This window comes from Saccharothrix luteola, from assembly GCF_020859565.1.
In the GTDB taxonomy this organism is placed as follows: domain Bacteria; phylum Actinomycetota; class Actinomycetes; order Mycobacteriales; family Pseudonocardiaceae; genus Actinosynnema; species Actinosynnema luteola.
The window spans coordinates 142287-163354 of record NZ_JAJHUO010000028.1 but is presented as its reverse complement, the minus strand read 5'-3'; the positions used below and the strand labels follow the sequence as shown (position 1 = coordinate 163354).

The 21068-nt window shown below is 73.0% G+C and carries 15 protein-coding genes; 6 read left to right on the top strand and 9 right to left on the bottom strand.

All coding sequences use genetic code 11. From position 1 onward, the window contains the following. Nucleotides 1-20: 20 nt before the first annotated feature. The 4 genes from LNK82_RS34600 to LNK82_RS34585 form a co-directional block, all read right to left on the bottom strand. A complete protein-coding gene (locus LNK82_RS34600) occupies nucleotides 21-1415 on the bottom strand; it encodes a family 43 glycosylhydrolase (RefSeq protein ID WP_230571133.1) in 1395 nt (464 codons plus the stop codon). A gap of 342 nt (nucleotides 1416-1757) precedes the next feature. Next, complete coding sequence (locus LNK82_RS34595; RefSeq protein WP_230571132.1) at nucleotides 1758-3647, bottom strand: multicopper oxidase family protein; 1890 nt, start codon at nucleotides 3645-3647, stop codon at nucleotides 1758-1760. 158 nt (nucleotides 3648-3805) lie between these two features. Then, the gene (locus LNK82_RS34590) at nucleotides 3806-5947 is read right to left on the bottom strand and encodes an MMPL family transporter (RefSeq protein ID WP_230571131.1); all 2142 of its coding nucleotides are present in this window, start codon (nucleotides 5945-5947) and stop codon (nucleotides 3806-3808) included. A 124-nt stretch (nucleotides 5948-6071) separates the two neighbouring features. Beyond that, nucleotides 6072-6788, bottom strand: coding sequence for a TetR/AcrR family transcriptional regulator (locus tag LNK82_RS34585; RefSeq protein WP_230571130.1), 717 nt, complete (start codon nucleotides 6786-6788; stop codon nucleotides 6072-6074). 239 nt (nucleotides 6789-7027) lie between these two features. Between LNK82_RS34585 and LNK82_RS34580 the strand changes: the two genes are divergently transcribed. The 6 genes from LNK82_RS34580 to LNK82_RS34560 all read left to right on the top strand — a co-directional run bounded on the left by LNK82_RS34580 (nucleotide 7028) and on the right by LNK82_RS34560 (nucleotide 12763). Next, on the top strand, nucleotides 7028-7510 hold the full coding sequence (locus LNK82_RS34580; RefSeq protein WP_230571139.1) for a (2Fe-2S)-binding protein: 483 nt from the start codon (nucleotides 7028-7030) through the stop codon (nucleotides 7508-7510). After that, on the top strand, nucleotides 7507-8490 hold the full coding sequence (locus tag LNK82_RS34575) for an FAD binding domain-containing protein (RefSeq protein ID WP_230571129.1): 984 nt from the start codon (nucleotides 7507-7509) through the stop codon (nucleotides 8488-8490). The genes LNK82_RS34580 and LNK82_RS34575 overlap by 4 nt, the downstream gene beginning before the upstream one ends. Continuing rightward, complete coding sequence (locus LNK82_RS34570) at nucleotides 8487-10673, top strand: xanthine dehydrogenase family protein molybdopterin-binding subunit (RefSeq protein WP_230571128.1); 2187 nt, start codon at nucleotides 8487-8489, stop codon at nucleotides 10671-10673. The genes LNK82_RS34575 and LNK82_RS34570 overlap by 4 nt, the downstream gene beginning before the upstream one ends. 14 nt (nucleotides 10674-10687) lie before the next feature. Then, nucleotides 10688-10861 carry an XdhC family protein gene (locus tag LNK82_RS48435; protein WP_372470722.1) on the top strand — a complete coding sequence of 58 codons (174 nt, stop codon included), beginning with the start codon at nucleotides 10688-10690 and terminating at the stop codon, nucleotides 10859-10861. 145 nt (nucleotides 10862-11006) lie between these two features. Next, the gene (locus LNK82_RS34565; protein ID WP_230571127.1) at nucleotides 11007-11747 is read left to right on the top strand and encodes a HEAT repeat domain-containing protein; all 741 of its coding nucleotides are present in this window, start codon (nucleotides 11007-11009) and stop codon (nucleotides 11745-11747) included. Next, complete coding sequence (locus LNK82_RS34560) at nucleotides 11741-12763, top strand: MerR family transcriptional regulator (RefSeq protein ID WP_230571126.1); 1023 nt, start codon at nucleotides 11741-11743, stop codon at nucleotides 12761-12763. Before LNK82_RS34565 ends, LNK82_RS34560 begins: the two co-directional genes overlap by 7 nt. Before the next feature lie 11 nt (nucleotides 12764-12774). Here LNK82_RS34560 and LNK82_RS34555 read toward each other — a convergent pair whose 3' ends face one another. From LNK82_RS34555 to LNK82_RS34535, 5 genes are all read right to left on the bottom strand, one after another. Then, nucleotides 12775-13650 (bottom strand): serine hydrolase, encoded by an 876-nt coding sequence (locus LNK82_RS34555; RefSeq protein ID WP_230571125.1) that lies wholly within the window; start codon nucleotides 13648-13650, stop codon nucleotides 12775-12777. A 114-nt stretch (nucleotides 13651-13764) separates the two neighbouring features. Continuing rightward, complete coding sequence (locus tag LNK82_RS34550) at nucleotides 13765-14913, bottom strand: MFS transporter (RefSeq protein WP_230571124.1); 1149 nt, start codon at nucleotides 14911-14913, stop codon at nucleotides 13765-13767. Beyond that, the gene (locus LNK82_RS34545; protein ID WP_230571123.1) at nucleotides 14907-16052 is read right to left on the bottom strand and encodes an aldehyde dehydrogenase family protein; all 1146 of its coding nucleotides are present in this window, start codon (nucleotides 16050-16052) and stop codon (nucleotides 14907-14909) included. The genes LNK82_RS34550 and LNK82_RS34545 overlap by 7 nt, the downstream gene beginning before the upstream one ends. A gap of 98 nt (nucleotides 16053-16150) precedes the next feature. Next, nucleotides 16151-17776, bottom strand: a complete 1626-nt coding sequence (locus tag LNK82_RS34540) for a hypothetical protein (RefSeq protein WP_230571122.1) — start codon at nucleotides 17774-17776, stop codon at nucleotides 16151-16153. A gap of 162 nt (nucleotides 17777-17938) precedes the next feature. Then, nucleotides 17939-20842, bottom strand: coding sequence for an AfsR/SARP family transcriptional regulator (locus LNK82_RS34535; RefSeq protein WP_230571121.1), 2904 nt, complete (start codon nucleotides 20840-20842; stop codon nucleotides 17939-17941). Between the last annotated feature and the right edge of the window lie 226 nt (nucleotides 20843-21068).

The following is a 21068-nucleotide window of genomic DNA, read 5'->3' as shown; positions in this document are numbered from 1 at the left end:
CGCCCCCTGATCTCCTCGGCTCACAGGGTGGGGACGATCTGGGTGATGGTGCCGTCCGCGTTGAACGTCATGCGGTCCACGGTGGTCTCGCGGTTGGTGCCGTTGCCGGCGGGCACGGCGAAGCGGTGGTAGGCGACGTGCCAGGTGTCGCTGCCGGGCGCCTTGACCACGGAGTGGTGACCGGGTCCCTTGATGCCGAGCTCCAAGCGCTTCTGCAGCACGACGCCGCGCTTGGTCCACGGGCCGAGCGGTGACGTCCCGGTGGCGTAGGCGACCCGGTAGTCCTCGCTGCGGGTGTCGTTCTCCGACCACATGAAGTAGTAGGTGCCGTTGCGCTTGAACACGAACGACGCCTCGCGGTAACCGTTCGGGGTGATGTCGCGGACCTTGGCCGGGTCGAAGGAAATCATGTCGGCGTTGAGCGGGACGACGTAGGCGGTCCCGTTGCCCCAGTACAGGTACGACTGCCCGTCGTCGTCGGTGAACACCATGGGGTCGATGGCCTGCCCCGAGTACGCGCCCGCGCGGATCAGCGGCCTGCCGAGGGCGTCGCGGAAGGGACCGGTGGGGGAGTCCGACACCGCCACGCCGAGCTGCTTGCCCGTGTCGCCGGACGCCGCCCCGCCGCTGAAGTACAGGTAGTACCGGCCGTTCTTGGCGATGACGGCGGGCGCCCAGGCGGAGTTGTCGGCCCACGACACGTCCGGCCCGTGGTCGAGGATCACGCCGTGGTCGGTCCAGTTCACCAGGTCGGTGGAGGAGAACGCCTTGTAGTAGGTGCCGGCCCAGCCCGCGTAGCCGTCGGTGGTGGGGTAGAGGTAGTAGCGGCCGTTGAAGTTCGTGATGTGCGGGTCGGCGAAGAGGCCCGGGACGACCGGCCCCTTGGTGGTCTTCGGGCTCCACGGCGCGGTGAGGCGGAACGAGCTGTCCGCGCGGAACTGCGCCGTGTCCTGGTAGGCGTCCAGCCACAACTCGTAGTTGCGGTGCCGAATCCTGCGGTCCGGGTGGCTGAACGCCGTCAGCGACACCGAACCGGCCGTCGACCCGGCCACCGCGCAGAACGTCGCGTCCTCGCGGAAGCGCGCGTCGCCGGTGTTCGCCTCCAGCCGCACCCGCCAGTCCAGGTGCCGCAGGAACGAGCCGTTCTTGGCCTGGAAGGAGTAGCACGACGGTGAGGCCAGGCCGTTGACGACGGTGAAAGTCGCGTCCAGCTTGGTCTGCGCCGTGCTGCCCGAGGTCACGGGGTCCAGCCGGCCGAGGTAGTCCTGGTGGCGGACGTAGCGGCCGGGGAAGTTCACCGACTCGAGCGAGCGCGCCCCGGTCGGCAGCACGTCCGCGGACGCCGGTAGCGGCACGGCCATCGTCGTGGCGATGAGGCAGGACAGCACCACGCAGGTGCGTGTTCGACGACGCATGGTCAACTCCCAGTGCCGGAGGTGGGGGATACCTGATCGCGGCGGATTGGCGTTAGCGCTAACACGGCAGGGTTGCGGTGCGGATCAGGTCCGTACAGGCGGATGCCTTGGGGTGTGGACAGGTTCGACGACACCTGCCGCGTAAGGGGCGGTGCAGGCGGATGTTTGCGCTAACATCGCGGGCCCGGTCCTAGTGTCCGAGCAAGACCATCCGGGTGTCAAGGGGCCGTGGGTTCCTCGGCCCACGCCTGCGCCGCCACGCCCGTGCCCGCGGTCCGCCGGCACGACGACCGCCCCGGAGTCGGGTCACGACCCCGGGGCGGCCCCGACGAGCCGCGGGGTTCAGGGCGCGTTGCCCCCGTGGCTGCGGGTATCGCCGGCCGCTTCGCCGTGGTGGTGGCCGCCGCCGAAGCGGTGGATGTGGAAGCGCGCCGCCTCGGCGGGCATGACCACGAAGGGCCGCATCATGCCCTCGTCCTCGTGGTCCAGGATGTGGCAGTGGTACATGAAGTTGCCCGTCGCGCCGGCGAACCGGCCCGCGATGGTCAGCCACTCGCCGGGCGCCACCAGGTAGGTGTCCTTCCAGCCCTCGTCGCGCGGGTCGAGCGGCCGGCCCGGACCGGGCGCGGGCAGCGGCGCGGTGGTGCCGCCGACGGCCACGTCGAAGCCCGTGACGGTGCCGGTCACCTCGTCCCTCGGGTACTCGGCGCGGGTGAGGGCCTGGAACTGGCTCAGGTGGACGTGCATCGGGTGCGGGGGCCCGCCCAGGTGGATGAAGTTCCACACCGCCCAGCGGCCGTGGTCGATGAACACGCTCGTGGTGTCGTCGAACAGGCTCGCGACCCGCTCGAACGTGCGCACCCGCCCGGTGTCGGGATCGGTGAGCTGGATGATCCCGGCCGCGGGCGGTTCGGCGGGCGCCTGGCCAGGGTCGGTGATCTCGTGCAGTTCCCACAGCTGCGGGTGGCCCTCGCCCGCCGTGCCGGGCGGCACCAGTCCGACGAAGACGTGGTCGTGGTCCTCGGGGACCGTGGTGCCGTGGTGCAGCCGCACGTAGGAGGTCGACAGCTTCGCCGGCAGCCGGAAGCGGTCGTGCCGGTCGCGGTCCTCCACCCGGAACTGCATGACGGACGGCTCCGGCGCCGCCGTCGGGTGGACGTTGGTCAGCCGCACCCGCCTGCCGCGCAGCCGCGAGAAGTCGACCAGCAGGTCGGCGCGCTCGGCGGGGGCGAACACCAGCCCGCCCTCCGGCAGCGCGGCGGGCGCGGGCAGCAGACCACCGTCCGTGCCGATCTGGCGCACGGCGTCGTCCAGCGGCTCGCCGGTCTCGTCGTCGACCAGGCGCAGCTGCCAGGTGCGCGCGTTGGAGGCGTTCACCAGGCGCAACCGGTACCAGCGGGCCTCCACGTCCAGGTGCGGCCAGATCACCCCGTTGACCACGGTGAACGGTCCGGTGAACGGCAGGTGCAGCACCTGGCCCGCCGGCGTCGTCACGTAGGGCACCTTGTAGAGCAACTGCCCGGTGAGCGCGCCCGTGGAGTCGGTGTCGAGGTTGCGGTCGGCGATCACCAGCGGCACCTCGTGCTCACCCGAGGGCAGGCCGAGCGCGTCCTCCTCCTCGTCGCGGATGAGGTACATGCCCACCAGGCCCGCGTGCACGGTGAAGCGGGTGATCGCCATGGCGTGGTCGTGGTACCAGAGCGTGGTGGCCTGCTGCCGGTTCGGGTACTCGGTGAGCTGCGAAGCCTCCTTGAGCACCGCGTTGTGCGCCCACCCGTCGTTGCCGCCGCCGGTGAGGGCGCCGTGCAGGTGCACCACCGCCCACGACGGCAGGTCGGACACGCCGTCCACCAACGCCACCCCCTCGGGCAGCGAGCCGTCCGGTGCGCGGAAGCCCGGGCTGTCCTGCGGCGTGGACGCGAGCGGTGCCCGCACCGCGACCAGCGGGATCGTCCCGTCGATCTCGTTGGTCCAGGACACCCGCAGCCGCCGGCCGCCGCGCACCTCGATGGTGGGGCCCGGGAAGTGCCCGTCGTAGGTCCACAAGGCGGTGGGCGGCAGCTGCGAGTGCAGGCGCACGGCCGTGCGGACCATGGTCACGGTGAGCGAGTCCTGGTGCCACCACGAGTGCGGCCGGATCACCGGCGGCACCCGCAGCGGGTCGAGGAACTTGGTGAGCCCGAACGTCGGCTCCTCGGCCGCGGGCACGGACGTGCTGATCAGTTCGGTCATGAGAATTGCCCCCCGGCAACCGATCGCGCGGCTCACCCGCCCCGAAGGGCGGGTGGCGCGCTATCCCCCCTGTGCGGGTGGTCCGGCTCCCCAACCGGGAACCACCCGACACCAGAGAAGAGCGGCGCGGAGGGCGTGGGATACACCCGGCCGGAAATTCATCGGGCGGGCTCGGGGGCGCGCACCCGCTTGCGGCCCGGCGTCCACCAGGTGAGGTCGCCCAGCATCGCCATCGTGGCCGGGACGAGCAGGCAGCGGACGACGGTCGCGTCCACGACGATCGCGACCGCCATGCCGACGCCGAACATCTTGATCGTCGGGTCGTCGTTGGGCACGAACGCGAGGAAGACGCCGACCATGATCGCCGCCGCCGCGGTGATCATGCCACCGGTGCCGACCAGGCCCTCGCGGACCGATCGCAGGTTCTCCCCGGTCAGCCGGAAGCGCGGTTGGACGTCGCTGAGCAGGAACACCTCGTAGTCCATCGACAGGCCGAACAGCAGGGCGAAGAGCATGAGCGGCACGAAGCTCGGGATGGGCACCGGGCCGGAGAGCCCGAGCCACGTCACGCCCCACCCCCAGGTGAACACCGCCGTCAGCACGCCGTAGGCCGCGCCGATGGAGATCAGATCCATCACGGCGGCCTTGAGGGCGAGCAGCGGCGCCCGGAAGGCGAGCAGCAGGACCGCGACCGACAGCAGCAGCACGACCCCGATGACCAGCGGCAGCTTGTCGGTTACCCGTTCGGCGAGGTCCGCCCGGGCGGCGACGCCGCCGCCGACGTGCACGGTCATGCCCGGCACGGACTGGCTCCGCAGGCGGTGCACGAGGTCCGCCGTCGCCGGGTCGCCGCCCGACGTAGACGGGATCACCTGGACCGTGACGACCCGTCCGTCCGCGGACGGCGTCGCCGGACCGGCGGCAGCCACCCCGGGCTGGGCCCGCACCATCGCCACGAGGTCGGCGAGGCGGGCGTCCCCGGCGTCGGCGACCGGCGTTCGCAGTCGGCCGAGCACGGTGAGCGGCGTGCCCGTGCCCGGTCCGAAGGCCGCCGAGATGGCGTCGTTCGCCTGGCGGACGGCGGTGGACGTCGGCGAGGACCCGGCGTCCAGCTGGCCGAGTCGCAGGTCGGTCGCCGGCGCGGCCAGCAAGGCCAGCAGCACGAGCGCGGACCCGCCGGCCAGCCAGGGCCGGCGGGTGACCCGGTCGGCCAGGCGTGCCCAACGACCACCGGGGCCGGTGCGGCGAACCAGCCGGTGGTGCAGCCTCCCGCCGCGGGCGAGCCGGCGGCCGGCCAGCGACGTGAGCGCGGGGAGCAGGGTGAGCGCGGCGAGCACGGCGACCAGGACCGCGACCCCGCACGTCCAGGCGAGCGTCCGCAGCAGCGGTACGTCGGTGAGGACGAGTCCCGCGAGCGCGAGGGCGACCGTCACCCCGGCGACGACCACCGCCGTGCCGGAGTCGGCGGCGGCGCGTTCGACGGCCTCCGGCACCGTGAGGCCCGACCGCGTGAGCGCGCGGAAGCGGTTGAGCAGGAACAGCGAGTAGTCGATGCCCACGCCGAGGCCGACCATGAGCGCCAGGGTCGTCGCCACCGCCGGCATCGAGGTCAGGTTCCCGGCGAGCCCCACGACCTCCAGCGTCACGAGCACCGAGAGCGCCGAGGTCAGCAGCGGGAGCACCGCGCCGACGAGGCCGCCGAGCGCGAGGAAGAGGATGACGGCGGCCAGGAGCAGGCCGAAATACTCCCCGCCGGTGCTGCCCGAGCCGTCGAGGACCTGGGCGAGCGCCCCGCCGGGCAGCACCCGCAGGCCGGCGTCGGCGGCGGGCCGGGCGGCGTCCGTGACGACCTGTGCCACGGGCTTGGTGAGCTCCGCCCGGCGGACGTCCAGGCCGACCGTGAACCAGCCGGTCCGGCCGTCCGCGGACAGCGACCCGTCCCGCGTCGAGGGTGGTTCCACCGTCGTCACGTGCTCGGCTCGTCGCAGGGAGGCCGCCGTGTCCGCCAGCACGCCGGAGCGGACCTCGTCGTCCAGCCGTCCGTCCTCGGCCACCAGGATCACGGTGCCGGAGGTGAGCGGGGCTTCCGGCGACGCGGTCAGGTCCCGCACGAGCTGGGCGTCGGTGCCCGGCAGGCTCACGTCGTTGTCCGTCGGCGTGCCGATCACCCGCGAGGCCGTCACCAGCGCCAGCACCAGCAGAACCCAGGCGCCGATCACGACGAACCGGTGCCGTGCGCACACCCGGCTCAGCACCGCGACGGCCCGGGCGGCCCGGCCGTCGGGAAGTGCAGCACTCATCGGTCCCCCAGCGTCACCACGGCGGCGTTCGAAGATCAGTGATCTTCCACCGCCGCGCGTGAAACCGGCGTGGCGCGACTCGGGCCGGCTCCGCGGGTTCTCGGCACGGCGTTCCCGCGCGGGTTCAGTCGGACGGGCCGCGGTCTGGTGACGTGGAGGCCAGGCGGGTGAGCAGTTCGGTCAGCAGCAGTCGTTCGCCCGGTGACAGGAGCGGGTCGCGGTGGGCGCCCAGGGTCGCCAGCAGCGCCCGTGCCGTATCGGGCAGGGCCTCTGTCCCCGGTCCGGCCGGGTGTTCCGGCTTGACGACGGCGGCGAACACGGCGTCACGGACCCGCTCGGACAGGTCGGCGTGGGCCGGTGCGTCCGGGTCGGTGACGAGCGTCAACGTCGTGCCGACGCACGCGGAGTGGATGGTGGGCACGGCTTCGTCGGGCGTGACCAGCAGCCGACCCCGTTCGGCGAGGCGGACCAGCATGCCGTGCAGGACCCGCAACCCTTCCCGTGCCGAGGGGTGCTCGCGCGACCTGGTGCCGCCGTACATCAGCACGTAGAACGCCGGGTTCGTCAGGCCGAACCGGACGTGGCCGTCCCACCCGGCCCTCAGGTCGTCGAACGGGTCCTCGGACGGCCCGCGGCCGTGCTTCTCGGCCAGGTAGCGGGCGAAGCCCTCCGCCGCGACGGCTTCGAGCAGTCCTCGCTTGTCTCCGAAGTGGTGGTACAGCGTCGGCGCGGTGATCCCGGCGGCCTGGCACACGTCGCGGACGGACACGGCCTCGATGCCGACGTCCCGGAGCAGGTCCGCGGTCACGTCGAGGATGTGCTGTCGCGTCGATCCGACCATGTAACGATGCTATACGGCAGGGGTTGTCACCGTTACACCCGGACCGGTATATCTGACTCTGTTACAGGCTGCGCTATAGCGCGGTTATATTCCGAGTCGAGGAGGATGCGGTGCCGGAGCCATCTCGCCCCGCACGGGCGCACACACGTCGAACGGTGCTGAAGTCCACCGCGGTCACGGCGGCGAGCACCGCGTTCCGGCCGGTCGCAGCGCACGCCGACGCCGGCGCGCCGAGCGCGATCGCGCCGGGGGAGAGCGCGGAGATCACCCTGTCGGTCAACGGCCTCGACCGGGTCCTGACCGTGGAGCCGAGGGTGACGCTGCTGGACGCGTTACGCGAGCGGTTGGGGCTGACCGGCACGAAGAAGGGGTGCGACCGGGGCGAGTGCGGCGCGTGCACGGTCCTGGTCGACGGCGAGCGGGTCAAGGCGTGCCTGACGTTGGCGGTGATGAGGCAGGGCAGCGACATCACCACGGTCGAAGGACTGGCCGACGGCGATCGGCTGCACCCGGTCCAGGAGGCGTTCATCCGCCACGACGCCTTCCAGTGCGGTGCCTGCACGTCCGGTCAGGTCATGTCCGCCGTCGCGTGCATCCGGGAGGGGCACACCGGGTCGGCGGCGGAGATCCGCGAGTGGATGAGCGGCAACCTCTGCCGCTGCGCCTGCTACCAGAACATCGTGGCGGCGGTCGCCGACGCGGCTCGGGAGGTGCGCCGATGAGGGCGTTCGGCTACATCCCGGTCCGGGACCCGGCGGAGGCGGTGCGCGTGGCGCGGCAGACGCCCGGCGCCGCGTTCATCGCGGGCGGCACGGACCTGCTGAACCTCATGAGGGACGGCGCCCAGCGGCACGAGCACCTCGTCGACATCGGCAGGCTCGACCTGGCGTCGATCACCGACTCCGCGAGCGGCCTGCGCGTCGGCGGTCTCGCGCGGATGCGGCAGGTGGCCGAGCACCGGTCGGTCCGCGAGAGCTTCCCCGTGCTGGCCGAGGCGCTGGAGGCGTCCGCGTCCCCGCAGCTGCGCAACGTGGCCACGATCGGGGGGAACCTGCTGCAACGCACGCGGTGCGGTTATTTCCGGGACGCGGCCTCGGCGTGCAACAAGCGCGTGCCGGGCAGCGGGTGCCCCGCGCTGGAGGGCTGGAATCGCGGCCACGCCGTGCTCGGCGGCAGCGAGCACTGCATCGCCACCCACCCCTCGGACCTCGCGGTCGCCCTGCTCGCCCTCGACGCGGTGGTGCACCTGCTCGGGCCGGACGGTCCGCGACAGGTCCCGGTGGGCGGGCTCCACCTCCGGCCGGGGCAGGCGCCGCACGTCGACACGGTGCTGCGGCCCGCGGAGCTGATCACCGCGATCGAGGTGCCGCGGGGCTCGGCGGCGGCCCGGTCGCGCTACCTGAAGCTGCGTGACCGCGCCACGTTCGAGTTCGCCGTCGTCTCGATCGCGGCCGTCCTGGAGCTGCGCGGCGGCCGGGTGCGTGACGTGCGGCTGGCGTTCGGCGGGATCGCGACGACCCCGTGGCGGTCGCCGGAGACCGAGGCGGTCCTGCGCGGCGCGCCGTTGACGGTGGACGGGATCGAGCGGGCCGGGCGCGCGCTCGTGCGCGACGCCGTGCCCCGATCGCACAACGGGTTCAAGGTCGAGCTGGTGCAACGCGCGCTGGTGGAGCTGCTCAGCGGCTTGGGAGGTCTGCGGTGAACGACGGACTGGTGGGACGTCCGGTGGCGCGCGTCGACGGCCGCGCGAAGGTCACCGGCGCCGCCCGGTACCCGGCGGACGACCCGGTGCCCGGTGCGCTGCACGGGTTCCTGGTGACCAGCACGGTGGCCCGCGGCGAAGTGGTGCGCATCGACGCGTCACAGGCCTTGGCGCACCCCGGCGTGGTCGCGGTCTACACGCACGCCGACCTGCCTCGCCTGACCGTGCCGACGTTCCCCTACATCAAGGGGTTCATCCCCTTGCAGGGCACCGCGGTGCACCACGCCGGCCAACCCGTGGCGATCGTCCTGGCCTCGACCGTGGAGCAGGCGCGGGAAGCCGCGAACCTGGTGCGCGTCGACTACCGCGCCGAACCGCCGACGGCGTCGATGGACGACGCGACCGAACCGCCCCACCTGCCGCTCCCGTTCCGGGGTCGGCCCAACGAGATCACCCGCGGCGACGCGGCGGCGGCGTTGGAGGCGGCGGAGGTCCGGCTGGAGGCCCGCTACTCCAGCCCGACGCGCCACCACAACCCGATCGAGCCGCACGCCACCACGGCGCGGTGGGACGGCGACCGCCTGACGGTGCACGAGACCGCCCAAGGGGTCAACCTCACCCGGTCGGTGCTGGCCACCGCGTTCGGCCTGCCACCGGACCGCATCCGCGTGCTGGCGCCGTTCCTGGGCGGTGGTTTCGGCGCCAAGGGACCGGTCTGGCCGCACACCATCCTCACCGTCGCGGCGGCGCGGCTGGCGCGGCGACCGGTCCGCCTGGTGCTCACCCGCGCCCAGATGTTCACCCTGACCGGCCACCGGGCCGAGTTCCGCCAGCACCTGCGGATCGGCGCCACCCGCCAGGGCAAGCTCACCGCCCTGGTCGAGACGACCACCGCGCAGCTGACCCGCACCGAGGAGTCGATCTTCAACGAGAGCGACTCGTCCAGCACCCTCTACGACTGCCCGAACGTCCACATCAGACAGGAGGGCGTGCCGCTCGACCTCGCCTCGTCCAGCTACATGCGCTCACCCGAGACCACCGCCCACTTCGGCCTGGAGACCGCCCTCGACGAGCTCGCCTGGCAGGTGGGCGTGGACCCGGTGGAGCTGCGGCGGCGCAACCACACCGCCGTCAACCAGGAGACCGGCTCGCCGATCGCGGGCAAGCGCCTGCTCGACTGCTACCGGATCGCGGCCGAGGCGTTCGGCTGGTCCCGGCGCGCACCGCGGCCCGGCGCCACCAAGGACGGCGACGAGCACGTCGGCTGGGGCATGGCCACCGAAGCGCACACCTTCGCCGCCGCACCGGCCGACCCGCCGGTCACCGCCTCGGTCACGATCGGCGCCGACGGCCGGGCGGTGGTGCGCATCGCCACCCAGGACATCGGCACCGGCACGTACACGGTGATCGGCCAGGTCGTCGCCGACGCGCTGGGTGTGCCGCTGGACGCCGTCACCGCCGTGATCGGCGACAGCGCGCTGCCGTACGCGGGCGTATCGGCGGGCTCGGCGACGATCGCGAGCATCACCGGACCGGTGGACCGCGCCGCCCGTGCCGCGCGGGACGCGGTGGTGGCCATGGCGGTGGCCGACCCGCGGTCCCCGCTGGCCGGTGTCCCGGCGGGCGAGGTGGTGACCGCGCACGGCCACCTGTTCCACGTGCGCGACCGCGCGCGGCGCGACAGCTACCGCGCCGTCGTCGGCAGGCACGGCGAACCGGTGGAGACGACGGGCAGGCTGCAGAACACGCCGGGCCACTCCTACGGCGCGGTCTTCGTCGAGGTGCGGGTGCACCCCAGGCTGGGTTCGGTGCGCGTCACCCGCGTGGTGACCGCGCACGACATGGGCCGGGTGATGAACCGCCGCACCGCCCGCGGCCAGGTGCTCGGCGGCGTGACGTGGGGCATCGGGCACGCCCTGATGGAGCACACCGTCTACGACCGGCACACCGCTCGGGTCGTCAACCCGAACCTGTCCGGCTACCTCGTGCCCGTGTGCGCGGACGCGCCGGCCGTGGAGAGCCACTTCGTCGACCACCCCGACCCCGGCAGCAGTGCTTTGGGCGCACGCGGGTTCGGCGAGACCCCGATCACCGGCGTGCCCGCCGCCATCGGCAACGCCGTCTACCACGCCACCGGCCGACGGGTGCGGGACCTGCCGATCACGCGGGACAAGCTGCTGTAGAGGAGGCCGCGGCGCTGGAACGGGTCGAGAACCTGACGGCGTGGCGACGGGACGGACGCCGCTTCGCGGTCGCCACCGTGGTGTCGGTCAGCGGCAGCGCCCCGCACCCGTCAGGCGCGGCGCTCGCCGTGGACGGCACGGGGAGGTCGTGGGCAGCGTGTCGGGCGGGTCCGAATTGCGCTCCTTGAAGCGCGGGCCCGGTGCGGTGTCGCGCTGTCAGGTACGGTCACTCACCGTGCACGGGCAGGCCCTCGTCGGACCGGATGGTCTCCTGATCCGCCGGTCACGGGTTTGACCTTGACACGGTGACAAGGTGTCCACTGGGCGCAGGAGGTGGTCCCGATCCCTACGACAAGTGGAACCCCGCAGCACGCCCGGGTGGCCCGCGCCCTGAGCGCCGGCGACTCGTCGGTCCGACTCCAGGCGGCCCTGGCGGTCGGCTCGGACCCCGACCCCGGCTTCCTGGAGACGCTGGTCGAGCGGTGCGCGGTCGAACCGGACTTCTTCGTGCGGGACATGCTGTCCTGGGCGCTGACCCGCCTCCCGCCGGAGATCACCCTGCCCCGGATCCGCCGGGAACTGGACTCCGAGCGCACCCGGGCCCGCAGCCAGGCCTTGCACACGCTGTCCAAGATCGGTGACAAGAGCGCGTGGGCCTGGATCACGCGTGACATGCTGCGTGACGCGGACGACGAGGTCGCGCGGACCGCGTGGCGCGTCGCGGTCGCCCTCGTGCCGGAGGACGGGAAGGCCGACCTGGTCGACGAACTGGTCACGCAGCTCGGTCGCGGTGACCGCGACGTGCGGCTGAGCCTGAGCCGGGCCCTGGTCGACCTCGGCGACGTGATCACGCCTGCCCTGGAGGTGGCGGCGACGGATCCCGACCCGGCCGTGGCCGCGCACGCCCGTGCCACGGAGCTGCTCCGGCAGGACCCGGACGCCGGTTTCGACGCGGCCGTCGAGGAGGCGAAGCGCGTCATCTCGCTCGGTCCGGAACGTGCGGCCGGCGCGGCGATGGCCGAGCCCGCGGGGCCGACCGAAGCCGCGGACGTTCCGGAGAGCACGGCTTGCTGATCGGCGACGTGGCCCGGCACTCCGGGGTGAGCACCCGGATGCTGCGGCACTACGACGCCCTCGGGTTGGTGCGACCGAGCGGGCGCACCGTCGGCGGCTACCGCGAGTACTCCGCCGAGGACATCCGCAGGATCTTCCACGTGGAGGGCCTGCGGTCCCTCGGGCTCACGCTCAAGCAGATCAGGCGTGCCTTGGACGACCGGGCGTTCACCCCGGCCGCCCTGGTCGGCGACCTCATCCGGTGGACGGAAGACCGCTTGAAGCGCGACCAGGAGCTGCTGGAACGGCTCCGCGCGATCGACGCGTCGGCGCCCACCGGCTGGCAGGGCGTCCTGCGCGTGGTCGAGCTCATGCAGGGGCTCGACTCGACCAGCGCCGCACGGCGGCAGCAGGCCGTCCTGGCCCGGCCGGACGGTGAGCCGGTTCCCGCCGAGCTGCTGGCCGGCGCCGTCCTGACCGAAGCCGACGCCAACGTCGCGGGCGCCCTGCGCTGGGCGCTCGCCCGGTCGGGCGGCGACCCCATGGCGACGTTGGCCGCCGGCGCGCGCTCGGAGGACGTCGACGTCCGGCGGCGCGCCGTGCTGACGATCGCCGAGCTGCCGGAGGCGCCCGGTGCGACCGCCGTGCTCGCGGACGCGCTCGGCGACCCGGACGCGACGGTGCGCGGGCACGCCGCCGTGGCGTTGGGCAGGCGTGGCGTGACCGCGGCCGTGCCCACCCTCGTCGGCATGGTGGTCGAGGGCGTCAACGACGTCGACGCGGCGGAGGTCCTGGGAACGCTGTCCCGGGACGCGGAGTGCGCGGACCGGATCATGACCGCGCTGGTCGACGAGCTCGCCGCGCCCACCGCGGACTCCGCGATCCGGATCCGCCTGACCCAGGCGCTGGTCGAGCTGTCGGGGACCGGCGCGCGGGAGGTCCTGCGCCGACTGGCCCACGACGAGGACCGCGCGGTCGCACTCGTCGCCACGGCGTTCGTCGGAGTTCTCGAAGGGCGGTCCGTCCACGAGAGGTGAACGGAAGCTGATCAGCGGAAGTAGCCGTCGAACATGATCCGGCTGATCTCCGTGGTGGTTTCCAGACCGACGTCGTACCCGTTCTGGACCACCTGGGTGTTGTTCATGACGGCGAGGGTGTAGCGCTCGCCGGGGCCGACGAAGCCGACCGAGTTCATCAACCACGAACCGTCGTCGTTGTCGTCGGACCAGCCGTTCTTGTTGCCCGGTCGCGCGGCGGCGCCGGCGCCCCAGACACCCCACTGCTGGTTCACGTCGACCGAGCGCATCTCGTTGACGATGTAGTCGCGGTGGGCGACCGGGAGCCTGGTCAGCACGTAGTTGATCAGCCGGTCGAGGTCGTCGGCCGTGGTGAGGATCCAGCCCCAGTGGTGCGGGTGCTGGTCGGTGAACCGCATGTCGGTCATCCCGTAGGACGGGAAGCGGGCCGCGAACTCCCGCTCGCCGCCGTAACGGGTCCACAGCGTGTGCGCCGCGTTGTCGTCGCTGGAGTTCAGCATGCGGTGCATGAGGTCGCGGTCTTCCGCCGTCAGGCTGACGGTGCCGGCGTCGTTGCGCAGCAGCAGGTCGACGACCATGGCGAGCTTGGGCGTGGAACAGGCCCAGACGAGGGTGTCGGAGTGGGTGTTGCGCCAGACGGCGCCGGTCTTCCGGTCCCGCACCACGATTCCGGCGAAACCGGGACGGCTTTCCGCGTAGGCGTTCGCCCGGCGGATTCTGTTCAGCAGCGTCCAGTCGAAGTGGGTCTTGGTGGCGACCTGGTTGGCGTAAGCCGTGGTGCCCGTGGCGGCGGGAGGTGCGGCACTGGCCGCCGGCGCTGCCAACGGGGTGAAGCCGGCGGCCACGACCAGCGCGGTCGTGATCATTCGCTTGTCGAGTGCCCTCATGTCGACGGAAGGTAGCAGGGGCGTCCCGCACGCCGGTGGGTGACCATCGCCATGATCACGGAACAAAGACGAGGACACGTTGTCAGGACGTTCACCCCATTTCCGCTGGACCGGTCAGCGCGACAACTGCGCCCGCGCCCGGAAGTCCGCGACGGCGACGGTCAGGAACAGCGCGGTGACGGCGGCCAGCGCGAGCATCAGGCCGTCCGGTGGCAGGAGGTCCAGCGCGGCGCTGCCGATCAGCGGGCCGACGAGGCTGCCCACCGCCCACAGCACGGTGGCGCCGGCGTTGGCGTCGACGAGCCCGTCGTCGGTGAAGTCCTGGCCGATGCGCACCAACCCGAGCGTGTAGACGCCACCCGCCGCGGCGCCCAGCACCACCAGCGCGGGCCACATCAGCGCCGACACGTCCAGCAGCAGGGGCATGCCCAGCGCCAGCAGCAGCACGACCACCGCGCACCCGAGGTGCAGCCGGCGGCGGTCGACGTGGTCGGCCCACCAGCCCAACGGCACCTGGAGCAGGGCGTCGCCCGCGAACACCGCGCCCACCATGAGGACGGCGATCGCCTCGGTGTGCCCGTGCGCCATGCCGTACAGGGGCAGCAGCGCCAGCACCGCGCTGTCGAAGAAGGAGAACATCAGCACCGCGAGCGCGATGGTCGGCGCCGACCGCGCGAACGTCAGGGACGCGGCCGGTCGCCCGGCCTTGAACCCGTCGATCTGGCACGAGCTGACGGCGAGCAGCGCGATCCCGGGCACGTGGGTGAGCAAGGCGACCAGCAGCGACCACTGGGCGGCCGAGCCGAACACCGCCAACAACCCGGGGCCGGACACCTGGCACAGCGTGAACACCGAGGTGTAGAGGGCGATCCAGCGCCCGCGCGTGGCTTCCGCGGTGATGGCGTTGATCCAGGTTTCGCCGAGCACCAGCAGCAGCCCGGCGAACACGCCCACGGCGAACCGGAGCGCCAGCAGCGCCGGGACGCTGCCGGTCACCGCGAGCAGGCCCGTGCTGGCCGCCGAACCGAGCATCCCGACGATCAGCAGCGGTTTGACCCGCCACCGCCAGGTCAGCGGGCCGAGGCACAGCACCGCGGCGAGAATCCCGACCGCGGGCAGCGCGGCGGCCGTCCCGATCAACGCGCCCGACGCGCCGCCGCTGCTGAGCCGCAACGACACCAGTGGCACGGTCAGGCCGGTGACCAGGCCGACCACCGCGACCGTGCAGATCGCGGCGACGGGCTCCCAGCGCCTGCTCAGCACGGACCGCCCCGCCGCGCGACCAGGTGCTGGTGGATGTCGCGCTGCGGCAACGTCGCGCCCGGCACCCGGACGCCGTCCACGTACAGGCAGGACGCCGCCGGTCCGCGCCCGCCGTAGGGGAGGTACCCCTTCTCCGTCAGGTGCAGGTCGGTGTCCCACAGGATCGAGTCCGCGTCGTGCCACGGCGAGTCGAGCAGGGACTTCACGTAAGGGCTGTCGCCGAACACCGACACGTACATGGCGTTGGCGGCGTACCGCTGGTCCTCGAAGTAGCGGGGCAGCTCCGCGTCGTCGTCGTAGGGCTGGAGGAAGAACACCGGTGCGAAGAACTCGCGGAAGTTGCCCCCCAGCGCCAGGTCCTTCTCGAACACGGTGGGCTTGATCATCCCGCTGGCCGGGTTGACCTCGCCGCCGTAGAGCCAGAACGCGCGGTCGTCGCGGAACCGGCGGACCATCTTCACGGCGTGGTCGGGGTCGGTGTTCGGCCCCACCACGTTGTCCGGGTCGGAGTACGGGCCGACGCGGTGCTCCAGTTCGCGCAGCCGCGCCAGCAGGTTCTCGCGGAACTGCGCCAGTCGGGCGCGGTGGACCAGGATCGAGTTGGGGCCGGCGCAGTCCTGCCCCTGGTTGTACAGCACGACCCGCAGCGCGCTGGCGACGGCGACGTCGACATCGGCGGACTCGGTCACCACGAGCGGGTTGTGGCCGGAACCGTTGAGGATGAACAAGGTTCGCCGCGGGAACGACCTGCGCACCTTCGCCGCGTTCTCCGGCGTGCCGGTGAACACGACCACGTCCGTCCGATGCGCCCGATCCGCGACGAACTCCTCCTTGTCGTCGTAGGACACGTGCAGTTCCGGGAAGTGCGCGGGCAGGTCGAGCACGTCGGCCAACGCCCGGTAGTGCGGGTGCATGGCCGTCGGCGGGCGCAGCGCGGTGTCCTCGGCCATGAACGACGGCACGACGCCGAAGCACACCGTGGCGTACAAGGGCTGGTTCAACGGCAGGAACGTGGTCACCGCGCCCACCTTCCCGTCGAAGTGCTCCCGGTTGTGGTGCAGGTTGTCCAGCAGGTCGACGGATCGCTCGATCTCGTCGAGCGCCACGTTCGCGCACTGGTAGCCCGACAGGCTGTGCACGATCTCCGCACTCCGCTCCCGTAGGGTCGTGGCGAAGGCGCGCGCTCGGTCCTGCACAGCGGGAAAGTCCACCACGGCCGGGCGGACTGCGGATCGGGTCACTGCGAACCACCTTCGGAACGGTCGGACGGGGGTACGGGGAGGGACAGCGCCGCCCGGACCAGGGCGAGCGAGCGCCGGGCGCCGGTGATCCGCAGCCAGGTGGCCAGCCGCGGGCCGTGCGGCCGGCCGAGCAGGGCCAGGTACAGCGGCCGGTACGCGTCGGCATGACCGTCGAGCGCCTTGTGCAGCAGCACGGCGGGATCGGCGTGCGGCGCCGACTCCAGGGCGTCCGCGAGTCGGCGGAGCACGGTGACCGCGGCGGGGTCGAGGACGACCGGCTCGGGCGCGGGGCGGGCTTGCAGGTGGAAGCGCCACGCCCGCGTCACCAGGTCCGGGTCCGGACGGCGGTCCGGCGGGAAGACCCGCTCGACGAACGCCACCGCGCCCGCGTGGTCGAGCGGCGCGCAAGCGGCCAGGACCCGCACCAGGGAGCCGAACCGCGGCCCGCCCGGCTGGGTCGTCGCGCCGATCCGGCGCAGTCGCAGCCGAGCGCCCGCGCCGCGGTGCGGCCTGCGGGCGAGGCGCGCTTCGTCGTGCACCGCGTCGTTGACCCGGGGAACGGACGCCAGGTCGAACCGGCGTGGTCGGCGTGGCCTCCGGTACAGCAGCATCCGCAGGCCTTCCCGGGTGAGGCACTCGATCGCGTCGTCGAGGGCGAAGCCGTTGCCGACGGTCTTCGAGATCTTCCGGCCACGTTCGTCGACGAACAGCCCGTACTCGAAGAGCACGGGCGGTTCGCGGCGCAGCCGGTGGAACACCTGGCGCACGACGCGGGCCGAGTCCGCCAGGTCCTGCCCGTGCATCTCGTAGGCGGTCTCGCCGCTGAGCAGGCGCAGCGCCCAGTCGGCCTTCCACTGGAACTTGCAGCGGCCCCCGAGCGCGGACACGGTCACGGGCTCGCCGATCGGCTCGCCGACGTAGTACTCGTGCGGTTCGAGGCCGTGGTCCAAGCCCGGCCGCTGGATGATCACGTCCTTCGGGATCTCGTAGGTGATCGTGCCCCGCAGGTGGTCGACGTCGAGCACCCGCGTGTGCTCGATCACCCGGCCGGTGATCGGCGACAACGGCATCACGATGCTGTACGACTTGCGCCGCAGGGCGCCCACCGAACGGCCGACCAGGGCGTTGACCTCCGCGAAGTCCGCGAGGAAGGCGCGGATGGTCGAGTCGTGGCGACCCGACCCGTAGAGGTCGGAGCTGCGCACGACCTCGCAGTCGACCTCCATCAGGTCGAGCACCCGGCGCAGCCGCTCCAGCATGCCCTCGGCGAGGCTGGCCGCCCGTCCCCACGGGTCCGGCACCAGGTGCAGCGGCATGCCGAGGTGCGCCGCCAACCCACCCGGGTCGGGCACGTTGTCCGGCACCTTGCGCAGGGCGTCCATGTCGTCGGCTACCACGACGAGCCGGGTGTCCCACCCGGTCGTCTCCTCGAACGCCCGCCGGACGAAGGACGTGCGGACGACCTCGCTCACCGTGCCGATGTGCGGGAGGCCCGACGGACCGAAACCGGCGCCGAACACGACCGGCCCGGGTCCCTGCCCGCGTCGTTCGAGCAGCGCGGCTATCCGGCCTGACTCGACCGCGCACCAGTCGTGTGCGACGCGGTCCGGCCGAGCTGACATGGCTTCCCCCAGGGTGCGGACGGCGGGCCTCGAGGCCCGGCCGTCACTTCTCGACCACGGAAGTCTCGACAACGCCTCTGGACGAGGTCTGGACGGCCAGTGGACGCGCAGTCCAGGAACGGCACGACGAGGTCCCGCACGCGCGGACCCCGATTCGCGTGCTCACGCCTGACTGCGGGCGCTGCCCAGACCGGCTCGGGCGCGGTCCTGCTCGTCCTGGTCGCCGGTCTCCGTGGCGATCCGCAGCGCGTCGGCGTGCGCGGCGAGGGCCTCGTCCGGCCGACCCGCCGCCCGCAGGGTCTCGCCGAGGCCGTTGAGGGCGCTCGCTTCCCCGTACCGGTGGCCGATGTCCCGGAACGTCTCCAGGGCGGAGGTGTGGCAGCGGTGCGCCTGGGACCAGTCGCCGAGCCGGGTGTGCACGGTGCCCAGGTTGCTCAACGTCACCGCCACGCCGTAGCTGTGGTGCAGGCGCTGGAACAGCTCCCGGGCCTCGTCGAGGTGCCGCACGGCGTCCGGGTAGCGCCGCAGGCTCGCGCACACGTCGCCGAGGTTGGCCAGCGCGCTGGCCTGGCCGCTCACGTCGTCGAGCCGGCGGAACAGGTCGAGCGCGAGTTCCAGGCACTCGGCGGCGCGGGGGTGGTGACCGGGGCGGTTGTACGCGTTGCCCAGGTTGAGCAGCGCCGCCGCCTCCCCGTGCCGGTTGCCCAGCCGTCGGTGCACGGCCAGCGCCTCGCGCTGGAGCGACACCGCCTCGTCGTACTCGCCGAGCCGCTCTTGGACGATGCCGAGGTTCGACAACGCACGCGGCACGCCGTGCTGCCCGCCGGTCCTCCGGTGCAGCGCGATCGCCTCCCGCAGGTGCCCGACCGCCTGGTCGTAGTCGCCGAGGATCCGGCGCAACGCGCCCAGGTTGGTCAGGGCCGCGGCGAGCAGGTCGTCCTCGCCCGCCCGCCGGGCGGCGCGCAACGCGCACCCGTAGATGGTCGACGCGTCCGCGTAGTGGCCGCTTTCCAGGTACCGGTACAGCGTGTTCGCCAGGTCGACCACGTAGCCCGGCCGGTCGTCGCGTTCGGCGGCACGGCACAGGGTGACCAGCGTGGACCGCTCGGCGTCCAGCCAGGCGCGTGCCGCGTCGGCGGTGGGGAACGCGGGCGGCGGCGTCACGCGGAAGTCGGGTCGGTGCGGGCGGTCGACCGGGTAGAGCAGGTCCATCGCCGCGGCGGCGATGGCCAGCAGCCGGTCCACGGCGGCGAGCCGCTCCGGCTCCGGGTCGTGCTCGCCCGCCAGCTCCTCGGCGTAGGCGCGCAGGAGGTCGTGGACGACGAACCGGTCGCCGGGCACGCGCCGCACGAGGCTGTTGCGCGCCAGGACGTCCAGGGACCGGCGGGCCTCGTCCTGGTCGGTACCGGTGAGCGCGGCGAGCGCGAACGGCGTCACGTCCGGGCCCGGGTGCAGGCCCAGCCGCCGGAACGCCCGCGCCACCTCGGGCCGCAGCTGCGCGTATGACCAGGAGAAGACGGTGCGCACGGCGGCACGGGCGTCGTCGCCCGTGTCGAGCACGCGCAGCCGTTGTCGCCGGTCGGTCAGCTCGCCGGTCAGCTCGGCCAGCGTCGAGGCGGGCCGGGACGCGGCCAGCTCGGCGGCGATGCGCAGCGCGAGCGGCAACCGACCGCACCGCTCGGCCAGGTCCGCCGCGGCTTCGGGTTCCCGACGCACCCGCTCACCGATCAGGGCGCGCAGCAGGGCCAGCGAGTCCGGCGTCGACAGCTGGTCGACGTCGAGCCGGTGCGCGCCGTGCAGCGCGACGAGGCCCGCCAGGCTGCTGCGGCTGGTCACCAGGACCAGGCAGCTCGACGTGCCGGGCAGCAGCGACCGCACCTGGTCGACCGTCGACGCGTTGTCGAGCACGATCAGCACCCGCCGGTCCGCGAGTTCGGCGCGGTACCGGGCGGCCCGCTGGTCGGGGTCGACCGGCACGTCCGCGCCGGTGACGCCGAGACCGTCGAGCAGGTGGCCCAGGGCGTCCTCCGCCGCCATCGGCGACCGCGGGTCGTAGCCGCGCAGGTCCACGTGCAGCTGCCCGTCGGGGAACTGGGAACGGACCCGGTGGGCCCAGTGCAGCGCGAGCGCCGTCTTGCCCACGCCGGCGGCGCCGCACACGACGATGATGGGCACCCCGCTCCGCTCGGCGGTCAGCACCCGGCCGAGTTCGGCGAGTTCCGCCTGCCGGCCGGTGAAGCCGTGCACGTCACCGGGCAGCTGGTTCACGCCGGAGGACGCGAGGGCGGGTTCCGCCGGTGCGGTGGCGTCGTCGCCGGGGGTCTCCTCGAGCGCGTTGAGGTACGCGGCGGTCAGCTCGGGTCCGGGGCCGACGCCGAGTTCCTCCATGAGACGCCGCCGCATCCCGTGGTAGGTGTCGAACGCCAGGTCCCGTTGACCGGCCGCGGTGTACGCGCGGATGAGCAACGCGTGCATCATCTCGTCGAGCCCGTGCGTCGCGACGTGCTCCACCAGCGCGGGCAGCACGTCGCGCGCCGCGCCGACAGCGGTCATCAGCTCGGCGTGCCGGGCCAGGGCCGCCCGGTGTTCCCCCGCCAACGCGACGACGCCGGGGTGCCCGTCGAGCAGCGGCACGTCGGCCAGTGGACGTCCGTGCCACAACCCCAGCGCCTCGGTCAGGAGGTCCGCGGCCCGTGGGGGTTCGTCGTGGGCCAGGGCGGAGGCGCGCGCGACCAGCGAGCGGAACCGGGACGCGTCCACCGCGTCCGCGGGCAGGTCCAGCGCGTACCCGTCGCCCACGGTGGGGATGGTGGTGCTCGGCGAGCGCGGGCCACGCTCGGGCTCGAGCAACTGCCGCAGGTGCTTGACGTGGGTGTGGATGATGTTCGCCGCGCTGGCCGGCGGGCGTTCGCCCCACAGCGCGTCGACGAGTTCGGCCCGGGGCACCGGTTTGCCGTGCGCGAGGGCCAGCACCGCGAACACGGCCTTGCGGCCGGCGGGGCCGAGGGCGAGCGCGGTGCCGTCGCGCCAGGCCCTGATGGGGCCGAGCACCTGGACGGCCAGCACCCACCGCTCCCAACCTGCCCACGGACACGAACCGTGACCTATCGTGGCACAGCGTGCAGAGCGGCTCCAACGGCCATCCAGACGATTCGCGGCCGATCGAACGACGGGGGGAGTGGCGGCACGCCGGATCCCCGCACCGCAGCGTTCCTGTTGCGCGCACGGGTGTTCCGGTGGTGCCGCCTGTAGTCTGCGACGGTTGCGAACCGGCCCGCCGACTGCCACCGCG

Coding starts and splice junctions, on each gene's coding strand:
- LNK82_RS34595 (WP_230571132.1), bottom strand. CDS start 3,647: ATGACCGAACTGATCAGCACGTCCGTGCCCGCGGCCGAGGAGCCGACG.
- LNK82_RS34575 (WP_230571129.1), top strand. CDS start 7,507: ATGAGGGCGTTCGGCTACATCCCGGTCCGGGACCCGGCGGAGGCGGTG.
- LNK82_RS34590 (WP_230571131.1), bottom strand. CDS start 5,947: ATGAGTGCTGCACTTCCCGACGGCCGGGCCGCCCGGGCCGTCGCGGTG.
- LNK82_RS34600 (WP_230571133.1), bottom strand. CDS start 1,415: ATGCGTCGTCGAACACGCACCTGCGTGGTGCTGTCCTGCCTCATCGCC.
- LNK82_RS34540 (WP_230571122.1), bottom strand. CDS start 17,776: ATGTCAGCTCGGCCGGACCGCGTCGCACACGACTGGTGCGCGGTCGAG.
- LNK82_RS34555 (WP_230571125.1), bottom strand. CDS start 13,650: ATGAGGGCACTCGACAAGCGAATGATCACGACCGCGCTGGTCGTGGCC.
- LNK82_RS34585 (WP_230571130.1), bottom strand. CDS start 6,788: ATGGTCGGATCGACGCGACAGCACATCCTCGACGTGACCGCGGACCTG.